Annotated in this window: 17 protein-coding genes, 1 tRNA gene and 1 pseudogene; 2 read left to right on the top strand and 17 right to left on the bottom strand. The window is 58.7% G+C overall.

Features of this window, described 5'->3' with window-relative positions:
* Positions 1 to 4 precede the first annotated feature (4 nt).
* From glmU to OZX71_RS03935, 6 genes are all read right to left on the bottom strand, one after another.
* The gene (gene glmU / locus OZX71_RS03960) at positions 5 to 1,387 is read right to left on the bottom strand and encodes a bifunctional UDP-N-acetylglucosamine diphosphorylase/glucosamine-1-phosphate N-acetyltransferase GlmU (RefSeq protein WP_277160584.1); all 1,383 of its coding nucleotides are present in this window, start codon (positions 1,385 to 1,387) and stop codon (positions 5 to 7) included.
* A gap of 97 nt (positions 1,388 to 1,484) precedes the next feature.
* A tRNA-Gln gene (locus tag OZX71_RS03955) sits at positions 1,485 to 1,555 on the bottom strand.
* Between the two features lie 133 nt (positions 1,556 to 1,688).
* Positions 1,689 to 2,711: a ribose-phosphate diphosphokinase gene (locus tag OZX71_RS03950; RefSeq protein WP_277160583.1), complete on the bottom strand. Its 1,023-nt coding sequence runs from the start codon at positions 2,709 to 2,711 to the stop codon at positions 1,689 to 1,691.
* 382 nt (positions 2,712 to 3,093) lie between these two features.
* Positions 3,094 to 3,816 carry a nicotinate-nucleotide adenylyltransferase gene (gene nadD / locus OZX71_RS03945; protein ID WP_277160650.1) on the bottom strand — a complete coding sequence of 241 codons (723 nt, stop codon included), beginning with the start codon at positions 3,814 to 3,816 and terminating at the stop codon, positions 3,094 to 3,096.
* A gap of 77 nt (positions 3,817 to 3,893) precedes the next feature.
* Positions 3,894 to 4,445, bottom strand: coding sequence for a phosphoribosylglycinamide synthetase (locus tag OZX71_RS03940; protein WP_277160649.1), 552 nt, complete (start codon positions 4,443 to 4,445; stop codon positions 3,894 to 3,896).
* 230 nt (positions 4,446 to 4,675) lie between these two features.
* Positions 4,676 to 5,992 carry a glutamate-5-semialdehyde dehydrogenase gene (locus tag OZX71_RS03935; protein WP_277160582.1) on the bottom strand — a complete coding sequence of 439 codons (1,317 nt, stop codon included), beginning with the start codon at positions 5,990 to 5,992 and terminating at the stop codon, positions 4,676 to 4,678.
* A 229-nt stretch (positions 5,993 to 6,221) separates the two neighbouring features.
* Between OZX71_RS03935 and thrC the strand changes: the two genes are divergently transcribed.
* Complete coding sequence (gene thrC / locus OZX71_RS03930) at positions 6,222 to 7,742, top strand: threonine synthase (protein ID WP_277160581.1); 1,521 nt, start codon at positions 6,222 to 6,224, stop codon at positions 7,740 to 7,742.
* A gap of 85 nt (positions 7,743 to 7,827) precedes the next feature.
* On the opposite strand, the gene OZX71_RS03925 is transcribed toward thrC, so the two are convergent.
* The 7 genes and pseudogenes from OZX71_RS03925 to OZX71_RS03895 form a co-directional block, all read right to left on the bottom strand.
* The gene (locus OZX71_RS03925) at positions 7,828 to 8,511 is read right to left on the bottom strand and encodes an ABC-2 transporter permease (RefSeq protein ID WP_277146869.1); all 684 of its coding nucleotides are present in this window, start codon (positions 8,509 to 8,511) and stop codon (positions 7,828 to 7,830) included.
* 2 nt (positions 8,512 to 8,513) lie between these two features.
* The gene (locus OZX71_RS03920; protein WP_277160579.1) at positions 8,514 to 9,233 is read right to left on the bottom strand and encodes an ABC-2 transporter permease; all 720 of its coding nucleotides are present in this window, start codon (positions 9,231 to 9,233) and stop codon (positions 8,514 to 8,516) included.
* 8 nt (positions 9,234 to 9,241) lie between these two features.
* Entirely contained in the window at positions 9,242 to 10,180 is a 939-nt protein-coding gene (locus tag OZX71_RS03915; protein WP_277160648.1) for an ABC transporter ATP-binding protein, read from the bottom strand.
* Positions 10,181 to 10,345: 165 nt separating this feature from the next.
* On the bottom strand, positions 10,346 to 10,723 hold the full coding sequence (locus OZX71_RS03910) for a GntR family transcriptional regulator (protein ID WP_277160578.1): 378 nt from the start codon (positions 10,721 to 10,723) through the stop codon (positions 10,346 to 10,348).
* A gap of 110 nt (positions 10,724 to 10,833) precedes the next feature.
* A complete protein-coding gene (locus tag OZX71_RS03905) occupies positions 10,834 to 11,499 on the bottom strand; it encodes an HAD family phosphatase (protein WP_277160577.1) in 666 nt (221 codons plus the stop codon).
* A gap of 208 nt (positions 11,500 to 11,707) precedes the next feature.
* A complete protein-coding gene (recN, locus tag OZX71_RS03900; RefSeq protein WP_277160576.1) occupies positions 11,708 to 13,537 on the bottom strand; it encodes a DNA repair protein RecN in 1,830 nt (609 codons plus the stop codon).
* A gap of 273 nt (positions 13,538 to 13,810) precedes the next feature.
* A pseudogene (locus OZX71_RS03895) lies at positions 13,811 to 14,689 on the bottom strand (NAD kinase); the annotation flags it as partial.
* 323 nt (positions 14,690 to 15,012) lie between these two features.
* Here OZX71_RS03895 and OZX71_RS03890 point away from each other — a divergent pair.
* Complete coding sequence (locus OZX71_RS03890) at positions 15,013 to 15,702, top strand: hypothetical protein (RefSeq protein WP_277160575.1); 690 nt, start codon at positions 15,013 to 15,015, stop codon at positions 15,700 to 15,702.
* On the opposite strand, the gene OZX71_RS03885 is transcribed toward OZX71_RS03890, so the two are convergent.
* Genes OZX71_RS03885 through OZX71_RS03870 form a run of 4 tightly spaced genes read right to left on the bottom strand, consistent with a single transcriptional unit; the run spans position 15,684 to position 19,856 of the window.
* Entirely contained in the window at positions 15,684 to 16,418 is a 735-nt protein-coding gene (locus OZX71_RS03885; protein ID WP_277160574.1) for a TlyA family RNA methyltransferase, read from the bottom strand. The genes OZX71_RS03890 and OZX71_RS03885 overlap by 19 nt on opposite strands.
* A gap of 8 nt (positions 16,419 to 16,426) precedes the next feature.
* Complete coding sequence (locus OZX71_RS03880; protein ID WP_277146884.1) at positions 16,427 to 16,630, bottom strand: hypothetical protein; 204 nt, start codon at positions 16,628 to 16,630, stop codon at positions 16,427 to 16,429.
* 8 nt (positions 16,631 to 16,638) lie between these two features.
* Positions 16,639 to 17,667 (bottom strand): HAD-IIA family hydrolase, encoded by a 1,029-nt coding sequence (locus tag OZX71_RS03875; RefSeq protein ID WP_277160573.1) that lies wholly within the window; start codon positions 17,665 to 17,667, stop codon positions 16,639 to 16,641.
* Between the two features lie 8 nt (positions 17,668 to 17,675).
* A complete protein-coding gene (locus OZX71_RS03870) occupies positions 17,676 to 19,856 on the bottom strand; it encodes a helicase (protein WP_277160572.1) in 2,181 nt (726 codons plus the stop codon).
* Positions 19,857 to 19,890: the final 34 nt, after the last annotated feature.

The raw sequence follows: 19,890 nt of genomic DNA, 5'->3' as shown, positions 1-19,890 counted from the left end.
TAAATTAACGCTCCCATTCGGGCTTCCAGCCCTCTACTACGTGTTGTGTGTTTTCCGAATATACCATTGAATCGTCCGGCACCGCGTGGCGGATGACCGAACCTGCCCCGGTGGTGACATTGTCGCCGACCTCGACGGGTGCGACGAAAAGATTGCCTGCACCGACGTGGACGTTCGAGCCGATGTGAGTGCGGTTCTTGTGCACGCCGTCGTAATTGGCGGTGATGGAGCCGCCGCCGACGTTGGAGTTCTCCCCCAGCTCGGCGTCGCCCATGTAGCTTAAGTGCGGCACCTTGGTGCCTTTGCCGATATGCGCCTTCTTCATCTCGACGAACGCACCGGCTTTCGTGCCTTCTTCAAGCACGTTGCCCGGCCGCAGGTAGGTCCACGGGCCGATGTTGGCGTTGGCGCCGATATGCGTTTCCTGCACGCGACTGCGCTCGACGGTCGCACCCGTGTCGATCTGTGCGTCGATAAGCGTGGTGTAAGGTCCGACGACGGCATCTTCGGCGACGGTGGTGTGCCCTTTCAGGAAGGATCCCGGCAGCACGGTGACGTCACGCGCCAGCTGGACGTCATCTTCGATCCATGTGGTTTCCGGGTCGAGAATCGTGACGCCTTCGCGCATCCAAGCCTCGCAGATGCGCAGGTTGTGCTTACGGGAAAGGTGGGCCAGCTGTACGCGGTCGTTGACCCCTTCGACGCTCAGGGAGTCCGCCGCCGCGAGAGCGCCGACCTTGCCGTTCTTGCGGGCGCTTTCGAGGGCGTCGGTCAGGTAGAATTCGCCTTGCGCGTTCTTCGAGTCGAGACCCTGCACCGCTCTTGCAAGCACAGCCGCGTCGAAGACATAGACGGAGGTGTTGATCTCGTGGACCGCCAGCTCGCTGCTGTTGGCGTCCTTCTGCTCGACGATACGCAGCACGCTGCCATCGCTGTCGCGAATGATGCGGCCGTATCCCGTAGGGTCGTCAAGCTTGGCGGTGAGCACGGTGGCATCATTGCCGCTGGCCTTGTGGAACGCGAGCAGGGCATCGAGCGTTGCAGAGTCAAGCAAGGGCATATCACTGGCGGCGATGAGCACGGGGCCGGCGAGCTCGCCGTCGGCATCAAGCTGGTTCATGGCGCATTGCACGGCGCGTCCGGTGCCGGGGATGTCGTCCTGCCTGACGATTTCGACGTGCTCGTTGTAACCTTGAGCGGCCTTGGCCACGCGATCGGCCTGATAGTGCACGACCACGGCGAGCGTGGCGGGATCGAGCGCGGAAACCGAGGCCATCACCCGTTCAAGGAAGGTCTTGCCGGCGAGTTCATGCAGCACTTTCGGCTTGGTCGAACGCATGCGCGTGCCTTCACCGGCCGCGAGAATAATTGCCGCACTCAATGCCATATCCACTCCAATTCCGGTGCTTCGAAAACGAAACACTCACCTAAATATGCAAAACGGCTGGCATCCGATACACGGAAATCCAGCCGACTTGAACAAGTTCCTCCACCTGGATTCGAACCAAGACTAAGGGTTCCAAAGACCCGTGTGCTGCCTTTACACCATGGAGGAATGGAACGGCCCTAAGACCGAACCGACTTTCTATTATGCTGGTTGCCGCTGACAACCCGACACGCTCGACAGACAAGACACCGAAAACGGTCGTCGGCGACCAATCGAACTCACGGGTTCCGACGATGCCGGATCAGGCGAAGAGGAAGCCCTGGCCGTGATGCTCGGGATAGGTGTCGAAGAGCTTGGCGACCGAACCGTCCTCGAAGACGGCCTTGATGGCGCTGGCGAGCAACGGGGCGATGGAAAGGACCGTCAGCCCGTCCCAACGCTTGGATTCGTCGATCGGCACGGTGTCGGTCAGCACGACCTCACGCGCACCGCAGTTCTTCAGGCGCTCGACGGCCGGGTCGGAGAGCACGCCGTGCGTGGCCACTACGGTCACCGACTTGGCGCCGGCCTGCTTGAGGACGTCGCAGGCGCCGACGATGGTGCCGCCGGTATCGATCAGATCGTCGACCAGCACACAATCCTTGCCGACCACGTCGCCGACCACCCGGTTGGAAGTGGCGTGGTTCGGACGGTTGATATCGCGGGTTTTGTGCACAAAGGCGAGCGGGCCGCCGCCCAAGCGCTGCGCCCACTGCTCGGCCACACGGATACGGCCGGCATCCGGGGAAACGACGGCGACATTGTCGAGATTGCCTTCAAAACGGTCACGGATGTAATCGACGAGCACCGGCATGGCAATGAGATGATCGACCGGACCGTCAAAGAAGCCCTGGGACTGTGCGGCGTGCAGGTCCACGCTCATCACACGGTCGGCGCCAGCGGTACGCAGCAGATCGAAAACGAGACGGCATGAGATGGGCTCGCGGCCGAGGTGTTTCTTGTCCTGACGGGAATAGCCCAAAAGCGGGCACACGGCGGTGATGGAACGGGCCGAGGCGCGCTTCAACGCGTCGATCATGATGAGCTGTTCCATGATGGCCTTGTTGACGTCACCCGCATGACTCTGCAATACAAATACATCCGCGCCACGCACCGATTCGGTGTAACGCACATACATCTCGCCGTTGGCGAAATCGTACGCCGTGGTCTCCAAAACGTCGATGCCAAGCTGGTCGGCGACGTCCGCCGCCAGCTGGGGATGAGCCCTGCCGGTGACGAGAATGAGATTTTTACTGGGCTTTCCTTCTAGGATTGCGCTCACCATGTCTCCAAACGTTATCGTCTGTATGAACCAAAGCTATATTAGCCGCTCAACGAGACGGGGACACACTCGGTTTGTCCGCGTCTCTTCGACCGCAACCATGTGGCTGCTGAGCGGATTTGGAAACCGTCCGAAACTCATTAAGCACGACCATGACGCACAAAACGTTCAATGCGAAAAACACCGAATCGACATACCAATAACGCTGCAGCCATCCCCCGCCGAAAGACGATACCGCTTGCAGCAAGACGATTGCGGACAGACACACCTGGACGATACGAAGCCGGGTCTTTTTCATCGTTATGCCTCCATTGGCAGTGTTAGTTAAATCTCACTTATCAATACAAACGTACCATGCCAAGGCGCTAATCGACAAACAGCGCAATCAGTCCTTGGCATACAACCCATGTTTGGCAATGTATTGCACCACGCCATCAGGAACGAGATACCACACCGGTTCTCCCAGCGAGGCCCGGTGACGGACGTCGGTCGAGGAGATCGCCAGCGCCGGGATTTCCAAGGTGTCGACCTCGACCTGCGAGCGCATGTGCTCTGGGCTCTGGTAGCCGGGACGGGTGACCGCGACGAAGCGTGCCAGACCGAACATGTTCCGCGCTTCCTTCCATTTGAGGATTTCGGCGACGGCGTCGGCGCCGGTGATGAAGAAGAGTTCGGCGTCGGGGTTCAACTCGTGAATGTCGCGTAGCGTATCGATGGTGTAGGTGACACCAGGGCGGTCGATGTCGACGCGGGAGACGGTGAATTTGGGGTTGGAGGCCGTGGCGATGACGGTCATCAGATAGCGGTCTTCGGCGTTGGTCACGTCCTTGTCGAGCTTGAACGCGGGTCGGCCCGTCGGCACGAAAATCACCTCATCGAGGTCATAGACCCATGCCACCTCGCTTGCCGCCACCAAATGGCCGTTGTGGATCGGGTCGAAGGTGCCGCCCATGATGCCGATGCGTCGATGCCCGTTGCCGTGGCGATGTCCCTGTTGTCCGGTTGTTGCGGCATCGATGGAGTCGGGACCGGTTTGCTGGGAAAGACCGGACATCTTGCGTGCCGGTTCGTGATGCTGTGAAATCTTGGCGTTGGACGCTGACGGCATGGCACCCACGTGCGCAGACTTGGAAGATTCGCCGCTGCCGGCGGCTGTATACTGGCCAATCGAGGTCTCGGCGTCGCTCATGCCTTGCCGTTGCCCTTGTTCTTGGCGTTTTTCTCGTTCTGGGATTGCTCCGTTACGGTCTCTTCGCGTTTCTCGTCGGCCTGTTCCGTCTGTTCCTCGATCTTTTCGGCGGTGGCATGTTGGCTGGTGTCGATTTTGCCCATGTCCTCGTCGTATTCGTCCTGCACCACACGACGGATCTCGGCGAACGTCGGAATCGGGAAATCGGGCTGGTACAGGCGGCGCACGGAGGCGACGCACTCGCTGGCACGGATCAGCAGGTCGGTCATGGCGTCGATGCCGCCTTGCGCCTCCTGCCTGCTGAACTCGGCAATGTAGCGTTCCATGGCGGCAAGGCGTTCGGCTACGGTCTTTTGGCCGTCTTCATCAAGGTCGACGACGTCGTCCGCATCCATTTCAGGCCACCCGACAAGCGCCGCATCCGCATATTCCAAAGAGGCTCGTTGGTCGGCGGTTGCGATGCCGTCCTCCACCTGCACCAGAAAAACGTAACGCACGTTGGCAAGCCGTTCCGAAGCGATCTTCAGGCCGATACGGGGATTGCTCATATCGATTCCGCGATCTTTGGCCAACTGGTAGTCGGCCTGCCCCTTTTCCTGCGCACCTTGCTCGCCTTCCGGTATTTTCTGCCCGTCCGTTGTGGCGGTAGCGGTCGCCGGCTGGTTGTCGGGATTCTGGCTGGCGGAAATATTGCCTTCCAGATTATTGTCAGCGCCCTTGATACCGGCGTCGTCGTTGCTCTGTTCAGCGTCGTTCATATCATGTCCTTCGCTTGTCATCAGGCCCGCACCTGGCCGGTGCCGTAGCCGATCCATTTGGTCGTGGTCATTTCCGCAAGCCCCATCGGTCCGCGGGCGTGCAGCTTCTGCGTCGAAATACCCAATTCAGCTCCAAAACCGAACATACCGCCATCCGTGAACCTTGAGGAGGCGTTGGCCATGACCACCGCCGAATCGATACGCTTGGTGAAGCGTTCGATGGCGCTGTAGTCCTCGGAGATGATGCACTCGGTGTGGCCGGTGGAATGCACGTTGATATGCTCGATGGCCTCGTCAAGCGTCCCCACGACCTTGACCCCCATTTTCAACGCCAGATATTCCGTATCCCAGTCCTCGCCCGTGGCATGAAGCAGGTTCACGTTTCCGATGCCGCCTTGTTCGATGATCTCATATGCCTCATCATCTGCGTGAAGTTCCACTCCGGCATCCGCGAGCGCGCGTGCCGCCAATGGCAAAAACTCCTTGGCCACGTCACGGTGGACGATAAGCTTTTCCGCGGCGTTGCAGACGCCGACCCGCTGCGTCTTGGCGTTGAGGATGACGGGGATGGCCTTGGCAAAGTCCGCGGCTTTGTCGACATAGATGTGGACGTTGCCGGCCCCGGTTTCGATGACCGGCACCTTGGAATTGCGCACGACGGCCTGGATGAGCCCCGCTCCCCCGCGTGGCACCAGCACGTCGATATGGCCGCGCGCCTCCATCATCGCCGTGGCGCCCATACGCCCGAACCGGTCGACCGAGGCCACCAGCGCCGGATCAAAGCCTTGCTCCTGCAAGACCTTGCAGATGATGGCAAGTGTGGCTTCGTTGGTATGCCGCGCCTCATGGCCGCCGCGCAACAGGACGGCGTTGCCGGATTTGAGACACAGCGAGGCCACGTCGACGGTGACGTTGGGCCGGGCCTCGTAGATCATGCCGAACACGCCGATCGGTACACGCACCTCGTTCAGGCGCAAGCCGTTGGGCAGCGTCGAGCCGCGCACGACCTGACCAATCGGGTCGGGAAGGGTGGCCACATGGCGGACGCCGTCGGCCGCCGCCTTCACACGAGTTTCGTCGAAGTGCAGACGGTCAAGCTTTCCGGCACTCATACCTTCCTGCCTGGCGGCACGCATATCGACATCATTGGCTTGAGCGATAGTCTTGCTCGCCGCTTCAAGTTCGTCCGCCATCGCGTCCAGCAAAGCGTTCTTCATTTCGCTGTTGGCTTCGGCGAGCACCCGCTGCGCCTGCGTTGCGGCGTCGGCCATGGCGCAGACCTGACGGAACACCTCCGGATCCAAAACCGTCGAATCCTGACGACCGCTTGCAAGCATGTTGCTCTCCCTCAAATTCAAAACGTGTTTCACTGCGATCGGGCATCCGCCGTGACTTTGAAAAGCCGGCACGCGCCTTCTCTGTTGCCAACGATTGTAAGCCTTGCCGCGTCCAAAACGGAGCTGCCATGGCCGATTCGGACACCTTCGGTATTCGGGGTTGCGTTCAGTTAGACTGATGGACACAGCGAAATTACGTGACCGCCCAAAGCAAACGAGGCAAGTTGTGATGAATACCACTTTCCATAGCACCAGAAGCGCTTCCGAACACCTGACCAGCCGTCAGGCCATCCGTCAGGGTCTCGCCGGCGACGGCGGTCTGTTTGTCAGCGATGACCTCGGTAGTCGGCAAATCGACGTAGCGACGTTGGTCGGTAAGCCATACCAGGACATGGCCCGCACTGTGCTGGGGGTACTGCTGCCCGATTTCTCGGCCTCCGAACTTGACGAATGCGTGCAGGCGGCTTACGGCCCGCAATGGCTCGATGGTGCCATCACTCCGCTCAAACCGTTGGGCGACGATTACATCCTCGAACTGTTCAACGGGCCGACCAGCGCTTTCAAGGACGTGGCTCTGCAGATCCTGCCGCAGTTTATGGCACGCACCGCCTCGGGCGTATCCGACGGACACGGGGAACCCTCCGATCAGCATACCGCGGCAGAGAAGGTCATGGTGCTCACCGCCACTTCCGGCGACACCGGCAAGGCGGCGCTCGCCGGCTTTGCCGATACCCCCGGCACGGGCATCACGGTCTTCTACCCTTCAGGCAAGGTCAGCGAGATCCAGCGTTTGCAGATGACCACCCAGAGCGGTTCGAACGTCAACGTCTGCGCCGTGCGCGGCAATTTCGACGATGCGCAGACCGCGGTCAAACGCATTTTCGGCGACGAGGATCTGGCCGCAACACTGCGGAATGACAATAACGTCTCGCTCTCCTCCGCCAACTCCATCAACGTCGGCCGGCTCGTGCCGCAGGTGGTCTATTATTTCTCCGCCTACGCGCAGCTGGTCGAACGCGGGGCTATCAAGGTCGGCGACAAAGTCGAGTTCGTGGTGCCGACCGGCAATTTCGGCGACATCCTCGCCGGCTATTACGCCAAGATGCTGGGGCTTCCGGTCGGACGCCTCACCGTCGCCAGCGACCGCAACAACGTGCTCTTCGATTTCCTCACGACCGGTACCTACAACCGCGAGCGCCCGTTCTACCAAACCACTTCGCCGTCCATGGATATTCTCGTCTCCTCGAACCTCGAACGGATGCTCTACTACATGTCCGACGGCGACATGCGGCTGATTCAGTCGTGCATGACCGACTTGAGGGATTGGGGCGCCTTCGAAATCCCCACGCCGCTGCTGCGTCGCATCCGCAAGCTCTTCGCCTGCGGGTGGGCCGACGAGACGCAGGTGAGCCAGGCCATCGCCGACTGCTGGAAGCGCAACCGCTACGTCATCGACCCGCACACGGCCTGCGGCTACTACCTGCTTGAGCAGATGCCTCGCGAAAAGGACATGCCGCGCGTGCTGCTGAGCACCGCCAGCCCCTACAAGTTCCCGCGAGTGGTCGGCCGTGCGCTCGGCCTCGACACCACGGGCACCGATTTCGCGTGCATGGATCGCCTCGCGCAGGCAAGCGGTACCACGGCGCCTAGGAATCTGCGTGATCTGGAACACGCCGCCGAACGCTTTACCGACGTCATCGACATCGACGCGATGCCCGGCTACGTCCGCGACGTCTCGATGCGCCTTTAACTACCGCCGCCTCGACACCGGCGATCGAACGTTTCCGACATACGCCATCCGTGTGGATCGACCGGGTCTCGGCCGCACGCCACACTCACGGTTTCCGATGTGCGACCATCAGTTGGGAGAACCAGCAGGAAAGCGCGAACACGGCCATGGCCACCACCATGCCGATGATGGCCGGCCATGGCATCGGCAACCCCGGCAAGCTCCATCTGAAATTGACAAAGGTCTCCCACACGGATTCCGGTATGCCTATCGAAAGAGACATCGACACGGCAAACACGATGAGCAACGGCACCAACGCGACAATCTTTGCGTTGGCCGGGAAATAGTAGCACAATGGCAGCACCACGGCGTTGAAGCACAGGGAGAACATCAACAGGGCCAGACTCAGAGAAATCACACTGCCGGGGTAATCCGGCAGATACATGATGGCGCCGCAGACCGATTGGACGACGAACGTCAGGAGCATCACCGCGAGCACAAGGACGTAGCGACCGACCACTTGGCCTCCGTGTACGTGGCGCGACGTCGTCTCCGCCGCTTTGCCACGCAAACGTCGCTCATGACCGAAGACCACCACACCGGTCATCGACGAGCTGAAGAATACGAGAACGAACACGAACAGGGGCAGCAGATAGTTGCCGATCACCCGCGCAAGCGTCGCGAGCACCACCGCCAACGTCAAGAATACCGGGCATGAGACGGCTTTCTTGATTTGCGTCAGGCGCCACCAATCGAGACGAAACGCCTTGACTACCTGTCCCAGATCCATGTTCACAACTCCTTACGCTCGTAGATGTGCATCGACAACCGGCAGGACAGAATGTACATTACCACGGCCACGATCAGGCCGATGATGGCCACCCACGGGATCGGTCCAAGTTTGGCGCCGGTGACGAAGGTTATCACCTGGCTCAACACCGCATCCGGCACGGTGAGTGCGACGACCGCCATCAGCGCTCCGATGACGAACAGCAGGATGAGCGCATAGCCCATCGCCTTCGTCGCGGGGAAGCGATAGCCGATCGGCAGGTACAGACTGGCAAGGATGGGGGCCACAATCAGCACCAGCAGCGTCAGGCCAACGGCGACATTCATCCTTTGCGGCGTATACATGATCAATCCGCAGACAGCCTGCAGCACAACGGCGATGGCAACGGCAATCAGCGTTAGAACGTATCGTCCGACCACCTGATTGGCCCGCGTGGCAGGCAAAAGCCCATTGAGTTTCCCGCTTCCCGTCTGGTCCTCATAGCTGAAGACTATCATGCCGGTCATGGCCGATACAAAGACGAGCATCCCGGTGACGGCCCCGCTCATGGGATCCATCACCTCTTCGTTGCCCGTTATTCTGGCTATGATCGCGAATATCAGCGGCAAAGACACCAACAGCCACACGCTGCCGCCAACGCCGTTGACGCTTTTCCTGCTGCCCCACGCCAGGACCTTGTATATGTCGATGCGGAAGGCTTTGCCGATTTGTTTGGAATCCATGATTTCGTTCACTCCCCGTTCATGCTCGCTGACGTTGGTGCCTTGGCCGTATTGGTCAGGCGGATGATGTCGTCGATGGACACCGGTTCGCTGATGAATGCAGAGGTTTGACCGACGATGCTGTCGGCGACCCGACGATGGACCAGTGCCTCGAAACCGGTGCCGAAGCGACGCAGTCCTACGGCATTCGGCTCGATGTCTGCAATCTGGTCGAGACCGCCCTTGACGATGCGGAAGGAATCCTCGAACTCGTCCTTCGGACCGGTGTAATAGAACTGCCCCTGCGTGATATAGGTGATGAAGTCGGCGGCTCGTTCGAGGTCGGAGGTGATGTGGGTGCTGAACAACACGCTGTGTTGCCCGTCCTCCACATACCCTTGCAGGATGTCCATCAGCTCGTCCCGTGCCAGTACGTCGAGACCGCTGGTCGGCTCGTCCAGAATCAGCAGTTTCGCGTCGTGACTGAGAGCGGCCGCGATCATCAGCTTCATCTGCATGCCGCGCGAGAGATCCTTGACGATCTTCTCCATTCCGAGTCCGAAGCGATCGGCATAATAGTCGAACCTTGTCTGATCCCAGTTGTCATACATTATCGCCATGACCCGTCCGGCCATCTTCACACTCCAGTAGGCTGAGAAATAGCTGGAATCGAACACCACACCAAGCCGCTCTTTGACCTTGACCTCGTCGGCGATGCCGTCAAGCCCCAGCACGCTGATCGAGCCGGCATCGCGGCCGATCATGTTGAGGATGAGCTTGATCAGCGTGGACTTGCCGGCGCCGTTCGGTCCGATCAACCCCATGATGTAGCCCATGGGCAGATCGAAGGTCACCGGGCCGAGGGTGAAGTTGGAGCCGTAACGTTTCGTCACGTCAGTGACGCTCAGTGCCATTGACTCGGCACTGCTGACAGCGGAGACACTGCGTGTATCCGGTTTGGCCGTCATAGGTGATGACTGTGTCATCATCGTATTCCTTTCCTGTTCACCGATGAACCGATAAGAATCGTATAAGAAGTGGCGCAAATCCGTGTCATCAGATGAACGAAAAGCAGTCAACGAGCACTGCCCGAGGCTCCTGAATATCGTACGTTCACCGGTTTGACAGAAGATTCACTTGGCTTTCTTATACTCAGTCTCGAGCATATCCATCAGGTCAATGAGCGGGATATCAGCCGCTTTGGCGGCCGCTCCCACCTGACGCAAGGCGTTGCGCACCTGGCCGATGAGCTTCTTCTTCATCCGTTCATCACCCTTGTCGGCGACAAACGAACCCTTGCCCTGTACATTGACCACGATGCCCTCATCCGCCAGCTCGTTATAGGCGCGGGTGACGGTGAGCACGGAGATTCGCAGTTCACGGGCCAGCTTGCGCAGGCTCGGCAGCGCCTCTCCGCCTTTGAGCTCACCGTTCAGCACGGCCTCGCGTATCTGACGTTTGATTTGCTCGTAGATCGGTTCTCCGGACACGGATGAGATGATCAGTTTCATCTATGCCCCTTTCTGTTTGTGTTCATTAAACAGCATGCATATCTTTTAATAAGACTGTTATACTGTTCAACTACACTATATAACAGTTATGCTAACTGTGCAAGTCGTGACTATAACAGTTGTCGAGGGGCGTCATCGAAGTCATTGATGACGCCATCGGCAATCCTGGCGATCTCATCTCTGTCAATGGCTGAATACGAGTCCTCCATGGCCCAGACACCCATGCCAGCTTTCTTCGCCGTACGCACTGCCGTGAGCAGATCCTCGAAAACGGTGCAATGTTCCGGCCGCACGCCAAGACGCGACGCGGCCAGCAGATAGACCTCCGGGCTGCTCTTGCTGGCGGCTTTCGTATCCTCAACGCTGACGACCGTCTCAAAATACGAATCGATGCCGACGTGGCGCATCGCAATCTCACGGACCTTGGGCGACAGCGACGTCGCCACCGCAAGCCTGGCTCCGCTGGCTTTGAGATCATCCAGATACTCGACGGCATGAGGCTTGGCCTGCACCGTCGTGCCGTATGCCTCGAGCACCATCTCGTCCCAATGCTGGGACAACGCCTTTGGCGTATCGTGCAAACCGTATCTTACGATGGTGTAACGTGCCACCTCGTCCGGCTTCATCGCGCAGACGTCGGTCATGTAATCATCGGTCAACGTCAACCCGCGTTCTGCGAAGAAATCGACATCGACCTGATGCCACACGTCCATGGAATCGAGCAGGGTGCCGTCCAAATCAAAGATGGCCGCTTTGCCTTCGTTCGTTTTTATCATCCATCCTCTTCTTTTGACGTAAGTCGCTGGGTGTCGGGATATACAATGTTCGGGCGTAAAGACTTGGCCTGTGCAAAATCGTAGATTTTGCCTTCGCGCTCGATACATCGCGCTCACTATGCCTACAATGAGTCCACTGGACTCATTGCTTAACGGCATAGCCCAAGCATTGTATATCCCGCCACAACAACGACTGCCCTTGAACAGTTTATAATCTGCTTTCGTCCAGGAGCTCTTTGGCGTGGTCTAGAGACGTGGCGGATTCGCTGCCGGAGAGCATTCTCGCGATCTCGTGGATGCGGGCGTCGCCGGTGACCTCGTTGACGGTCGTCTCGACAGTCGCCTTCGAACCGGCATTTCTGGCTTTGACTCCGGACTTGCCCTTGCTCACTACGAATTGGGCATCGGCCCATGAGGCGACCTGCGCCAAGTGCGTGACGACGATGACCTGCGAGGTCTTGGAGAGCTTTGCCAAGCGTTTGCCCAATTCGACCGCTGCTTTGCCTCCTACTCCGGCGTCGACCTCGTCAAAGATGAAAGTCATGTCGGATTGGTCGCCGCCACGTTTTTCAGCCACGGACAGTTCCAACGCGAGCATGAGTCGGCTCAGTTCGCCTCCGGACGCGCTTTTCCCCATCGGCAGTTGCGGCGAGCCCGGGAACGGCGTGAACAGAAATTCGATGTCATCGATGCCGTTCACTTCCAATGGCCAAGTCGAGACACAGGAAGAAGCATCGTCTTTTGCGTTTTTCTTCGACGCAGAGTTGCCTTTTCCCGCTGAATCACGCCGCGTCACTCGTATCTCGAGCCCGGAACCGGCCATTGCCAAAGCGGAAAGCTCCTTGGTAACAGTACCGGCCAAAGCCGCTGCCGCGAGCTTTCTCTTTTTGCTCAAGGCCTCGGCTGCTTTCATAGCCTTTTCGAAGGCCTGTTGGCGCTCTGCCTTGAGCTCATCGACCTTTTCGGGCGACGCGTCCAGATCCTCGACTTCGAACGCAGCCTTGTCTCGCCAAGCGATGACATCCTCGAGCGTCGGCCCCCAGCGACGGGTCAGCTCGTCGAGCTCGTGAATGCGTGAATTGATGAAGTCCAATCCTTCCGCGTCCTCGTCACTGTCCACTTCGTTGGAAAGCGAGAACACGATATCGGAAAGATCGTTGTTCAGTGACTCCAGGCGGTCGGCAGCCTCACCAAACGACCCGCCGACATGGATGGTGCGCAACGCCTGAATGGCATGGGTGATGGCATCGGAAGCGCCCTGTTCGTCGCTGTCCGAATCCACTTGTGAAGCGTCCAACGCGGAAAGCGCCGATCCCACACCTTGGGCGATTTCCGCTGCATTCTCGACTCGCGAGCGCTTTTCCTTGAGTTCCTCGTCCTCACCAGGCTTGGGATCGACCTTGTTGATCTGTTCGATGGATTCTTGCAGATAATCCGCCCGTGCGCGAGCCGATGCCTCCTGATCGGTGACATTATGCAGGCGTTGATCGATGGTCTGCAGCTGTTCCCATGCTTGCCGATAGGCATCGAGCTCCGCTTTGTCGTCGGCGGCCATATCAAGAAATTCCCGTTGCCGCGCTGGCGCCGCCAGACGCATCTGATCGGCCTGCCCATGAATGGTGACCAGCTGCGCGGCGATGTTGCCAAGCACGTTTCTGGGAACACTGTGCCCGCACAATACGGCTCTGGAACGCCCGGAGGCAGGAACCGTACGCGAAAGGAAAAGCTCTTGCCGGCCGATTTCGTCGGGATCCGGATCCGTCTTCTCACTGTCTGTATCCAGCACTCCGGCGTCCTGCGCAAGACGTGTTGCTTCGCCGTTCTCGTCGACATCGAAAATTCCTTGGGCCCAAGCCGAATCCGCACCGGCGGATACGCGTGCCACGCTGGCCGTCGCCCCAGAGATGAGGCGAATCGCGCTTAACAGCATGGATTTACCCGCACCGGTTTCGCCGGTAATGGCAGTCATGCCCTTGCTCGGAGTTAGCAAGGCAGAACGAATGGGCCCGAGATTGCTCACTTCCAGTTCTTCAAGCATCGCTTTTTACCTTTCAGACACATCATTTTTCCCCGGCAGGCCTCGACCGCTGCCATCGGCGGTCACATCCCGTTTATTTCCCTCAGCGGTTTCATCGGTTTCTTCGCCGCCACGTTCGGAATGCGAAAAGCCGGTAGAAAGAGCCCCGATCTCATCATCCGTTTGTCCCGTCCGGACTCCGTTCCACTCCCCTTGTTGCCCAGCCGCCAAAGGATGACCTACCTTCGCCCTGTTTTCGCTGGCGATGATGCCCTCCCGCTTGCGCTCCTCGAGCCGCGAACGTTGGCGAAGGCTTACGCTGGGAAGATTGAACTTGGTGACGAGACGATTGGTGAACGGCACGCCTGAAAGGCTGGCGAGTCTGACGGTAAGCGCGGAAAGATGCACTGTGGTCCGTGTCCCGTATCCGAGTCTCATTTTCCTTCGTCCGTCGCAGCAGATCCAGCCCTCGGTCAGGGAATCATCGATCAGATCGACGCTGAAACGCGAATGCTCCCCGATCACCATAGGGCGCGTGAACAGCGCGTGTGCGGCCAACGGTATCAGCTGCAAGGCTTTGACGTCCGGCCAGATTATCGGCCCGCCCGCAGAGAACGCATAGGCCGTCGAACCGGTCGGCGTCGAGATGATCACGCCATCGCAGCTGAACGAGCTGGCTTCCACCCCGTCGACGCCGACGGAGAGCTCGATCATATGGTCACGATCGGCCTGTTGGATGGTGATGTCATTCAACGCCCAGTCGTTCAGGGTTTTCCTGCCATCCGGAGAAACCACGGAAACACTCGCCAGATTGCGTTCGTCAATCGAATAGTCCCGGTCGGCCACCCGGGCGATCGCCTCGCTTAATTGGAAGCTCTCGAATTCGGCAAGGAATCCGACGTGCCCCAAATTGATGCCGAGGATGGGGACCTCGGTATTATGGACCAGCTCTGCAGCCCCCAGAATCGTGCCATCCCCGCCGAGCACGACGACGATCTCCGTATCGCTGCCAACGATGGGAGACGACTCACCGAATTTCGGCGGATCGAGGCTGTCGACGATACGAACACAGAATCCGGCACGTTCCAGCTGATCAACCGCCTCACGCACGACAAGACTGGTCTCGCGAAGACGGGCATGTGTGACCACGACCGCATGTCGTTTACCGACCATCGTCCTGCCTCTTTCACACTTGAGAGTCCGGAAACGAAATCTGTTTCCACTCACATCCTAACCGAACCGTATCTACAAAAGAGCTTACTCCAAGGCAAACCGACAAGAAGCGACTTCGCCTAACCTCATGCCCGGAAACGTCGATCTGGCGTGGTTATTCGACAGAAAAATCAGCATTCCAAACAGAAATCATCAATTTGTAATATCAAGAAATCTTGAATATTGCTTGATTTCCTGTTATTGGTTTTATTTTTCCCTAAAGTTCCGGTAATACGGAGAAATAGTATCCAAACAGTATTCGAGAAGAGCCGAAAGGGACAACCATGAACCTCAATACCTTCGGCGGAACCATTCAGGACGGCGACTACGATGTCCTCATCACCCACGGCAACACCATAATGCGCGAAAACGTGACGTTCGATACGCTTGTTGTGAGAGGGATTCTGCACACATCACTGTGCCGAGGGCGCAGAATCATGATGGATGGCGGCATATTGAACTGTTCAGGCAAGATCGTTTCGGACCGCCTTTCCGGACACGGCAGTATACGCGCCAAACAGCATATCTCTTCACGCCGCATTGGTTTTATCGGCGAGATAAGCACCGATGCGAGCATCGTCGTCAAAGAAACCCTTCAAATCGACGGTTCCATCGATGCCAGATCGTTTAAAGCCACGAACGCAAGGATAGCGGGGCATACAACCATCAAGGATTTCGCCGAAACGAACAGGCTCGAGATACGACCGATACAGTCGACGATGTTCGAACGATTCGGAATGGGCAAGTATCTCGAACCCAACAGCATTCAACGTATTGTCGCCACTAGCGTGGCGCTAAGCAATACGATCTGCCGGAATATCGATGCCGGATACGTGGCATTGTCGAGCCATTCTCAGGTTGAGAAAGTCATCTATGACAACGATCTAAGGCTCGACAGGACTTCCAGAGCAACTCTCATCGAACATCGGTGGAATGAAAATGACCATGACGAGCTTCAGCGCAAGGTGGCATAAAGCAGGTATTCCCGATTGCCGTGCGTCCCCTGTATCGGCGAGGGGCAGGTGGCCACCACATCGAGCCCGTTGGCTTTGGCGCAATCACAAACGGTTTTCAGAGCCGCACGACGCAGCTCCTCGTCTTCCACCACGCCATTCTTTCCAAGATGCCCTTTGCCCACCTCGAACTGCGGCTTGACCAGGAGCACGATATCGGCTTGTCTCGCAGCGATTTTGGCAATCACCGGGATCACATAGGTCAGTGAGATGAAGGATACGTCGGAAACGATGAACGCCGGAGGGTACGGCAAGTCTTCCGGCTCGACGTCCCTGATGTTGACACCGCTCATTTCGATGATGCGCGGATCGCCGGAAATACGCGGGACCAACTGGCCATGGCCTACGTCAAGTGCAATGACCGAGGAGGCGCCATGCCGAAGCAGGACGTCACAGAACCCGCCTGTGGACGCGCCGATATCCAGGCAACGCAAGCCTGCTGGCGAAGGCAAGCCCAAATCGCCGAAGCGTTCAAAGGCTCCAAGCAATTTGTACGCCCCTCGAGAGGCGTAGTCGTCTCCGGAATCGACCGAAACCTGGGCTCCATTTTTTACCTGCACAGACGGTTTGTCGGCAAGCCGACCGTCGACTGTTACTTTTCCAGAACGGATGAGACGCTGGGCCTGGGTACGGCTATGAACCAGACCCTCAGAGGCCATATACGCGTCCAATCGCATGTTTGCCGTCATCCTTGCTGTTGGCTATTCAATTTCGTGTTCAGCGTCGCCAATACGCCACGGAATGCCTCGATTTTCTGCTCGTCATCCATCTGGGCCAAGCCGTCAAGCTCGTCGTAACGTTCACGCAAATCCTCGAAAGAGGTCTCGGACTGGAATTGTGCTTGCCCACCGTTGCCGAACGGCGAACCGTCTTCGTTTCGAACAGCCATGAATGCTCCTACAACCTGAAATCAGGAAGCCGCAATGTTGCAGCATCAATGTTTTCGTCGTCGGCCAGATTCCAAAGCAGGCTGCACGTGGCGCGCAACGCATTGATATCGTTGCAATCGCTGACTTGAACTTCATTGCCGTCAAGACTTACCGAAGCGGCTTCGCACTTCCATTCGTGCTTCGAGACCTGAACCGGCTCCGGCATGGCCTCATGCAACTCGCGCAAGTCACGGCAAATGAAGGTCGGGCGCAAATGGGGCTCGGCCAACATCAGCTGCACAGGATCGGCGACACCAGTCAATACGACCAATGAATCATATCCGCCTCGGTTGCCGGCTTCGATATCCGTATCGAGTCGGTCACCGATGGCCAGGCATTGGTTTTTGGGCACCAATGTAGCACCGTCGTGCGAAGCCAGAAGCCTCGCCTCGTCATACATTGCTGATTCGGGTTTGCCGGCCGAAGCCACGGGCTCGACACCCGTGGCGGTGATGACGGCCCTGACCATCGACCCGGAACCGGGAGCGATCCCCAGTTCGCGTGGAATCGTCAGATCACGATTGGTGACGAAATATTTCGCACCGCGTTCGACGGCGAAAGCCGCATTGGCCAGCTCGTTCCATGTAACCTCGGGATACCAACCCTGGATCACGGCGACCGGGTTGTCCTCGACACGATCGACGACAGTGAGGCCCTGCTTCTCCAATTCCTCACGCAAATGGCCGGCACCGACCATGAACACTTTGGCCCCAGCCGGCACGGCACGCGCCACCATTCTGGCAGCGACAACCGAGGAGGTGATAATCTGCCAACCCTCGACCTCGAGCCCGAAACCGCGGAGCTGCTGCGCAACGGTCTGCTGATAACGCGAGGAATTGTTGGTGGTGTACTCCACCGTCATACCTGCCTGCTGCGCTTTTGTGATCGACTCGCTGGCGTAATCCACCGGGTTCTTGCCACGGTAGACCACGCCGTCAAGATCCAGCAATGCCAGCTTATAGGCTTGTTCGATCGGTTGTTCGGTTGCTTTGAGCACGCTCGGTGTTACTCCTCTTCGTCCGATTCGTCTTTTTCGTCCGCGACTTCCTGCTCCACGGCCGGATCGTCGGAACTGTCGGCACCTTCGGTGATTTCCTCGGCGGGCAACTCGTTTTCGTCGTCGTCTGCTTCGCCTTGGGTTTCAGGATCGTCGTCCTCTCCGTCCTCACCTTGCGTCTCTTGACCGACCTCGACATCGACAGAATCGACGGGCTCGCCGGATTCGTCGACGATTTGCGTGCTGTCGGCGTTCTCCTTGGCCGTAGCCTCCGCGCTGACCTTGGCTTCCGGGGTTTCCGGATCCAGCGCGGACTGGGACTGATCGTCGAGTGCGGCATCCGTATCAAGCTGTGCACCAACGGCTTCTTCGGATTCGGAATCCTCTTCGTCTAAATCTTCATTCGAATGATCTTCATCCGAATCACCAGAATCCTCGGAATCGCGACGGTAATCCTCGTCATCCTCATACGGATCGACGGGCGCGAACTGTGCATCGTCTTCCGTGATGCCGAGTTCTTCCATCATGTCGTCCGGCAGACGCTCGAGGTCGTAATCGATGACGACTTCCTCGGCATCGATATCATCCTCGTCCATGTCGGCATACTTGTTTTCAAGCTGCTCGATGGTGGTGTCGAGATCAGCCGCCTCATCTCCACGGCCGGCTTCCTCGAGGAAGTACTGCTGAGCCTGCAGCGCACGCATACGGTAGGCACCGGGGAGTCCCTTGGTGCCGGCCAGCTTGCTGACCACGTCGACGGCCTTGTCCCACAGTCCCAAATCGCCCAACGCTCCGGCGTAGACCAAAAACATCTCGGCCTTTGACTCGCCGGTAAGCGCTTTGGCGTCATCGGACATGGCCATTTCGATGGCACGCTTCGGGTTGCCCAAGCCGCGTTCGCAATCGGCGATGAACGGCAGATAGTCGTTGTAGCCGTTCATACGATGGGCCGTGCGGAATTCCTTCAGCGCGGTCTTGTAATCGCCTTGACGATAGGCGATGAACGCCAGTGTCTCACGCGAAAAATCGATACGGGAGGCCTGATGCGCCACCCATTCGGCATGGTCGCGCGCGGCCTTCGGATCGCTCTCTTCAAGCGAGTAGGCGGCGAGGATATGCAGGCCGATGTTCTCGGCGTGCTCCTTGGAAAGCCCCCTCAGACGTTCCTTCTCATCCTTGGAGAGCATCGACCATTCCATGCCCTTGGGCATGCGCGGCTCGCCCGGACGACGGTCGGTATACGGGTTCTGCGAGGGGAACGAGGTGGTGCCGTCGGAATTGCGGCGCATGCCCTTGTGCATGTAGTCGTCGCGTCCGTCGTTATGGAACCCGCCACGCCGGTCATCGCGACGGTTGTCGTAGCCCCGATATCCATTGCGGTCGCCGCCACGCCGGTCGTCACGGTGGAAATCACGACGATCATTGCCACGGGAGTTGTAGCCACCCCTGCTCTCGTCATTGCGATGGAAGTCGCGCCGTTCGCCGTCACGATGGTCGTTGCCGCGGTATCCGCCGCGCCTATCGTCATCATGGCCACGGTAGCCGCCGCGACGGTCGTCGTTGCGGCGGAAGTCCCTGCGATCGTCTCCGCCACGATATCCTCCACGACGGTCGTCATGCCGGAATCCACCCTTGTGGAAGTCCCTGTGGTCGCCGTCTTTATGGAAATCTCGCCTGTCGTCGCGATGGAAGTCACGACGGTCGTTGCCGCCGCGGTACCCTCCATGTTCACCGTCACGATGGAAGTCGCGGTGTCCGCCGCCATTGCCGCGGTATCCGCCGCGCCTATCATCGTCGTGGCCGCGATAACCGCCGGAACGATAGCCTCCACGGTGATCGTCGTTGCGATGGAAGTCCCTGCGGTCGTCTCCACCGCGGTACCCGCCACGCCTGTCATCGTCGCGACGGAAGTCACGGCGATCTGAATCACCGTGCCCGCGGTATCCGCCGCTGCGACCGCCATCACGACGGTCGTCACGATGGAAGTCGCGGTGTCCGCCGCCATTGCCGCGGTATCCGCCGCGCCTATCGTCATCGTGACCACGGTAACCGCCGTGACCACCCTTGTGGAAGCCTCCGCCGTGGTTGTTGCCACGGAATCCGCCGTGGCCCCGATAGCCACCACCTGAACGGGACGAACCGTGACCGTATGAATTGCCGTCGCGGTTGCCGCGCTGTTCTTCTGCCATATGCTTGTACCTTTTGTTTGGGTTTAGCTTTCCC

The sequence above is a fragment of the Bifidobacterium sp. ESL0764 genome (genome assembly GCF_029395515.1).
Taxonomy (GTDB): Bacteria; Actinomycetota; Actinomycetes; order Actinomycetales; family Bifidobacteriaceae; genus Bifidobacterium.
Note: the sequence above shows the minus strand (reverse complement) of the source record. Positions and strands in the feature narration are given on the sequence as shown.

Excerpts from the sequence above, each read along its gene's own strand:
- glmU (WP_277160584.1), bottom strand. The coding sequence starts at position 1,387 with ATGGCATTGAGTGCGGCAATTATTCTCGCGGCCGGTGAAGGCACGCGC.
- OZX71_RS03950 (WP_277160583.1), bottom strand. The coding sequence starts at position 2,711 with ATGGTGAGCGCAATCCTAGAAGGAAAGCCCAGTAAAAATCTCATTCTC.
- nadD (WP_277160650.1), bottom strand. The coding sequence starts at position 3,816 with ATGCCGTCAGCGTCCAACGCCAAGATTTCACAGCATCACGAACCGGCA.
- OZX71_RS03940 (WP_277160649.1), bottom strand. The coding sequence starts at position 4,445 with ATGAGCAATCCCCGTATCGGCCTGAAGATCGCTTCGGAACGGCTTGCC.
- OZX71_RS03935 (WP_277160582.1), bottom strand. The coding sequence starts at position 5,992 with ATGCTTGCAAGCGGTCGTCAGGATTCGACGGTTTTGGATCCGGAGGTG.
- thrC (WP_277160581.1), top strand. The coding sequence starts at position 6,222 with ATGAATACCACTTTCCATAGCACCAGAAGCGCTTCCGAACACCTGACC.
- OZX71_RS03925 (WP_277146869.1), bottom strand. The coding sequence starts at position 8,511 with ATGGATCTGGGACAGGTAGTCAAGGCGTTTCGTCTCGATTGGTGGCGC.
- OZX71_RS03920 (WP_277160579.1), bottom strand. The coding sequence starts at position 9,233 with ATGGATTCCAAACAAATCGGCAAAGCCTTCCGCATCGACATATACAAG.
- OZX71_RS03915 (WP_277160648.1), bottom strand. The coding sequence starts at position 10,180 with ATGACGGCCAAACCGGATACACGCAGTGTCTCCGCTGTCAGCAGTGCC.
- OZX71_RS03910 (WP_277160578.1), bottom strand. The coding sequence starts at position 10,723 with ATGAAACTGATCATCTCATCCGTGTCCGGAGAACCGATCTACGAGCAA.
- OZX71_RS03905 (WP_277160577.1), bottom strand. The coding sequence starts at position 11,499 with ATGATAAAAACGAACGAAGGCAAAGCGGCCATCTTTGATTTGGACGGC.
- recN (WP_277160576.1), bottom strand. The coding sequence starts at position 13,537 with ATGCTTGAAGAACTGGAAGTGAGCAATCTCGGGCCCATTCGTTCTGCC.
- OZX71_RS03890 (WP_277160575.1), top strand. The coding sequence starts at position 15,013 with ATGAACCTCAATACCTTCGGCGGAACCATTCAGGACGGCGACTACGAT.
- OZX71_RS03885 (WP_277160574.1), bottom strand. The coding sequence starts at position 16,418 with ATGCGATTGGACGCGTATATGGCCTCTGAGGGTCTGGTTCATAGCCGT.
- OZX71_RS03880 (WP_277146884.1), bottom strand. The coding sequence starts at position 16,630 with ATGGCTGTTCGAAACGAAGACGGTTCGCCGTTCGGCAACGGTGGGCAA.
- OZX71_RS03870 (WP_277160572.1), bottom strand. The coding sequence starts at position 19,856 with ATGGCAGAAGAACAGCGCGGCAACCGCGACGGCAATTCATACGGTCAC.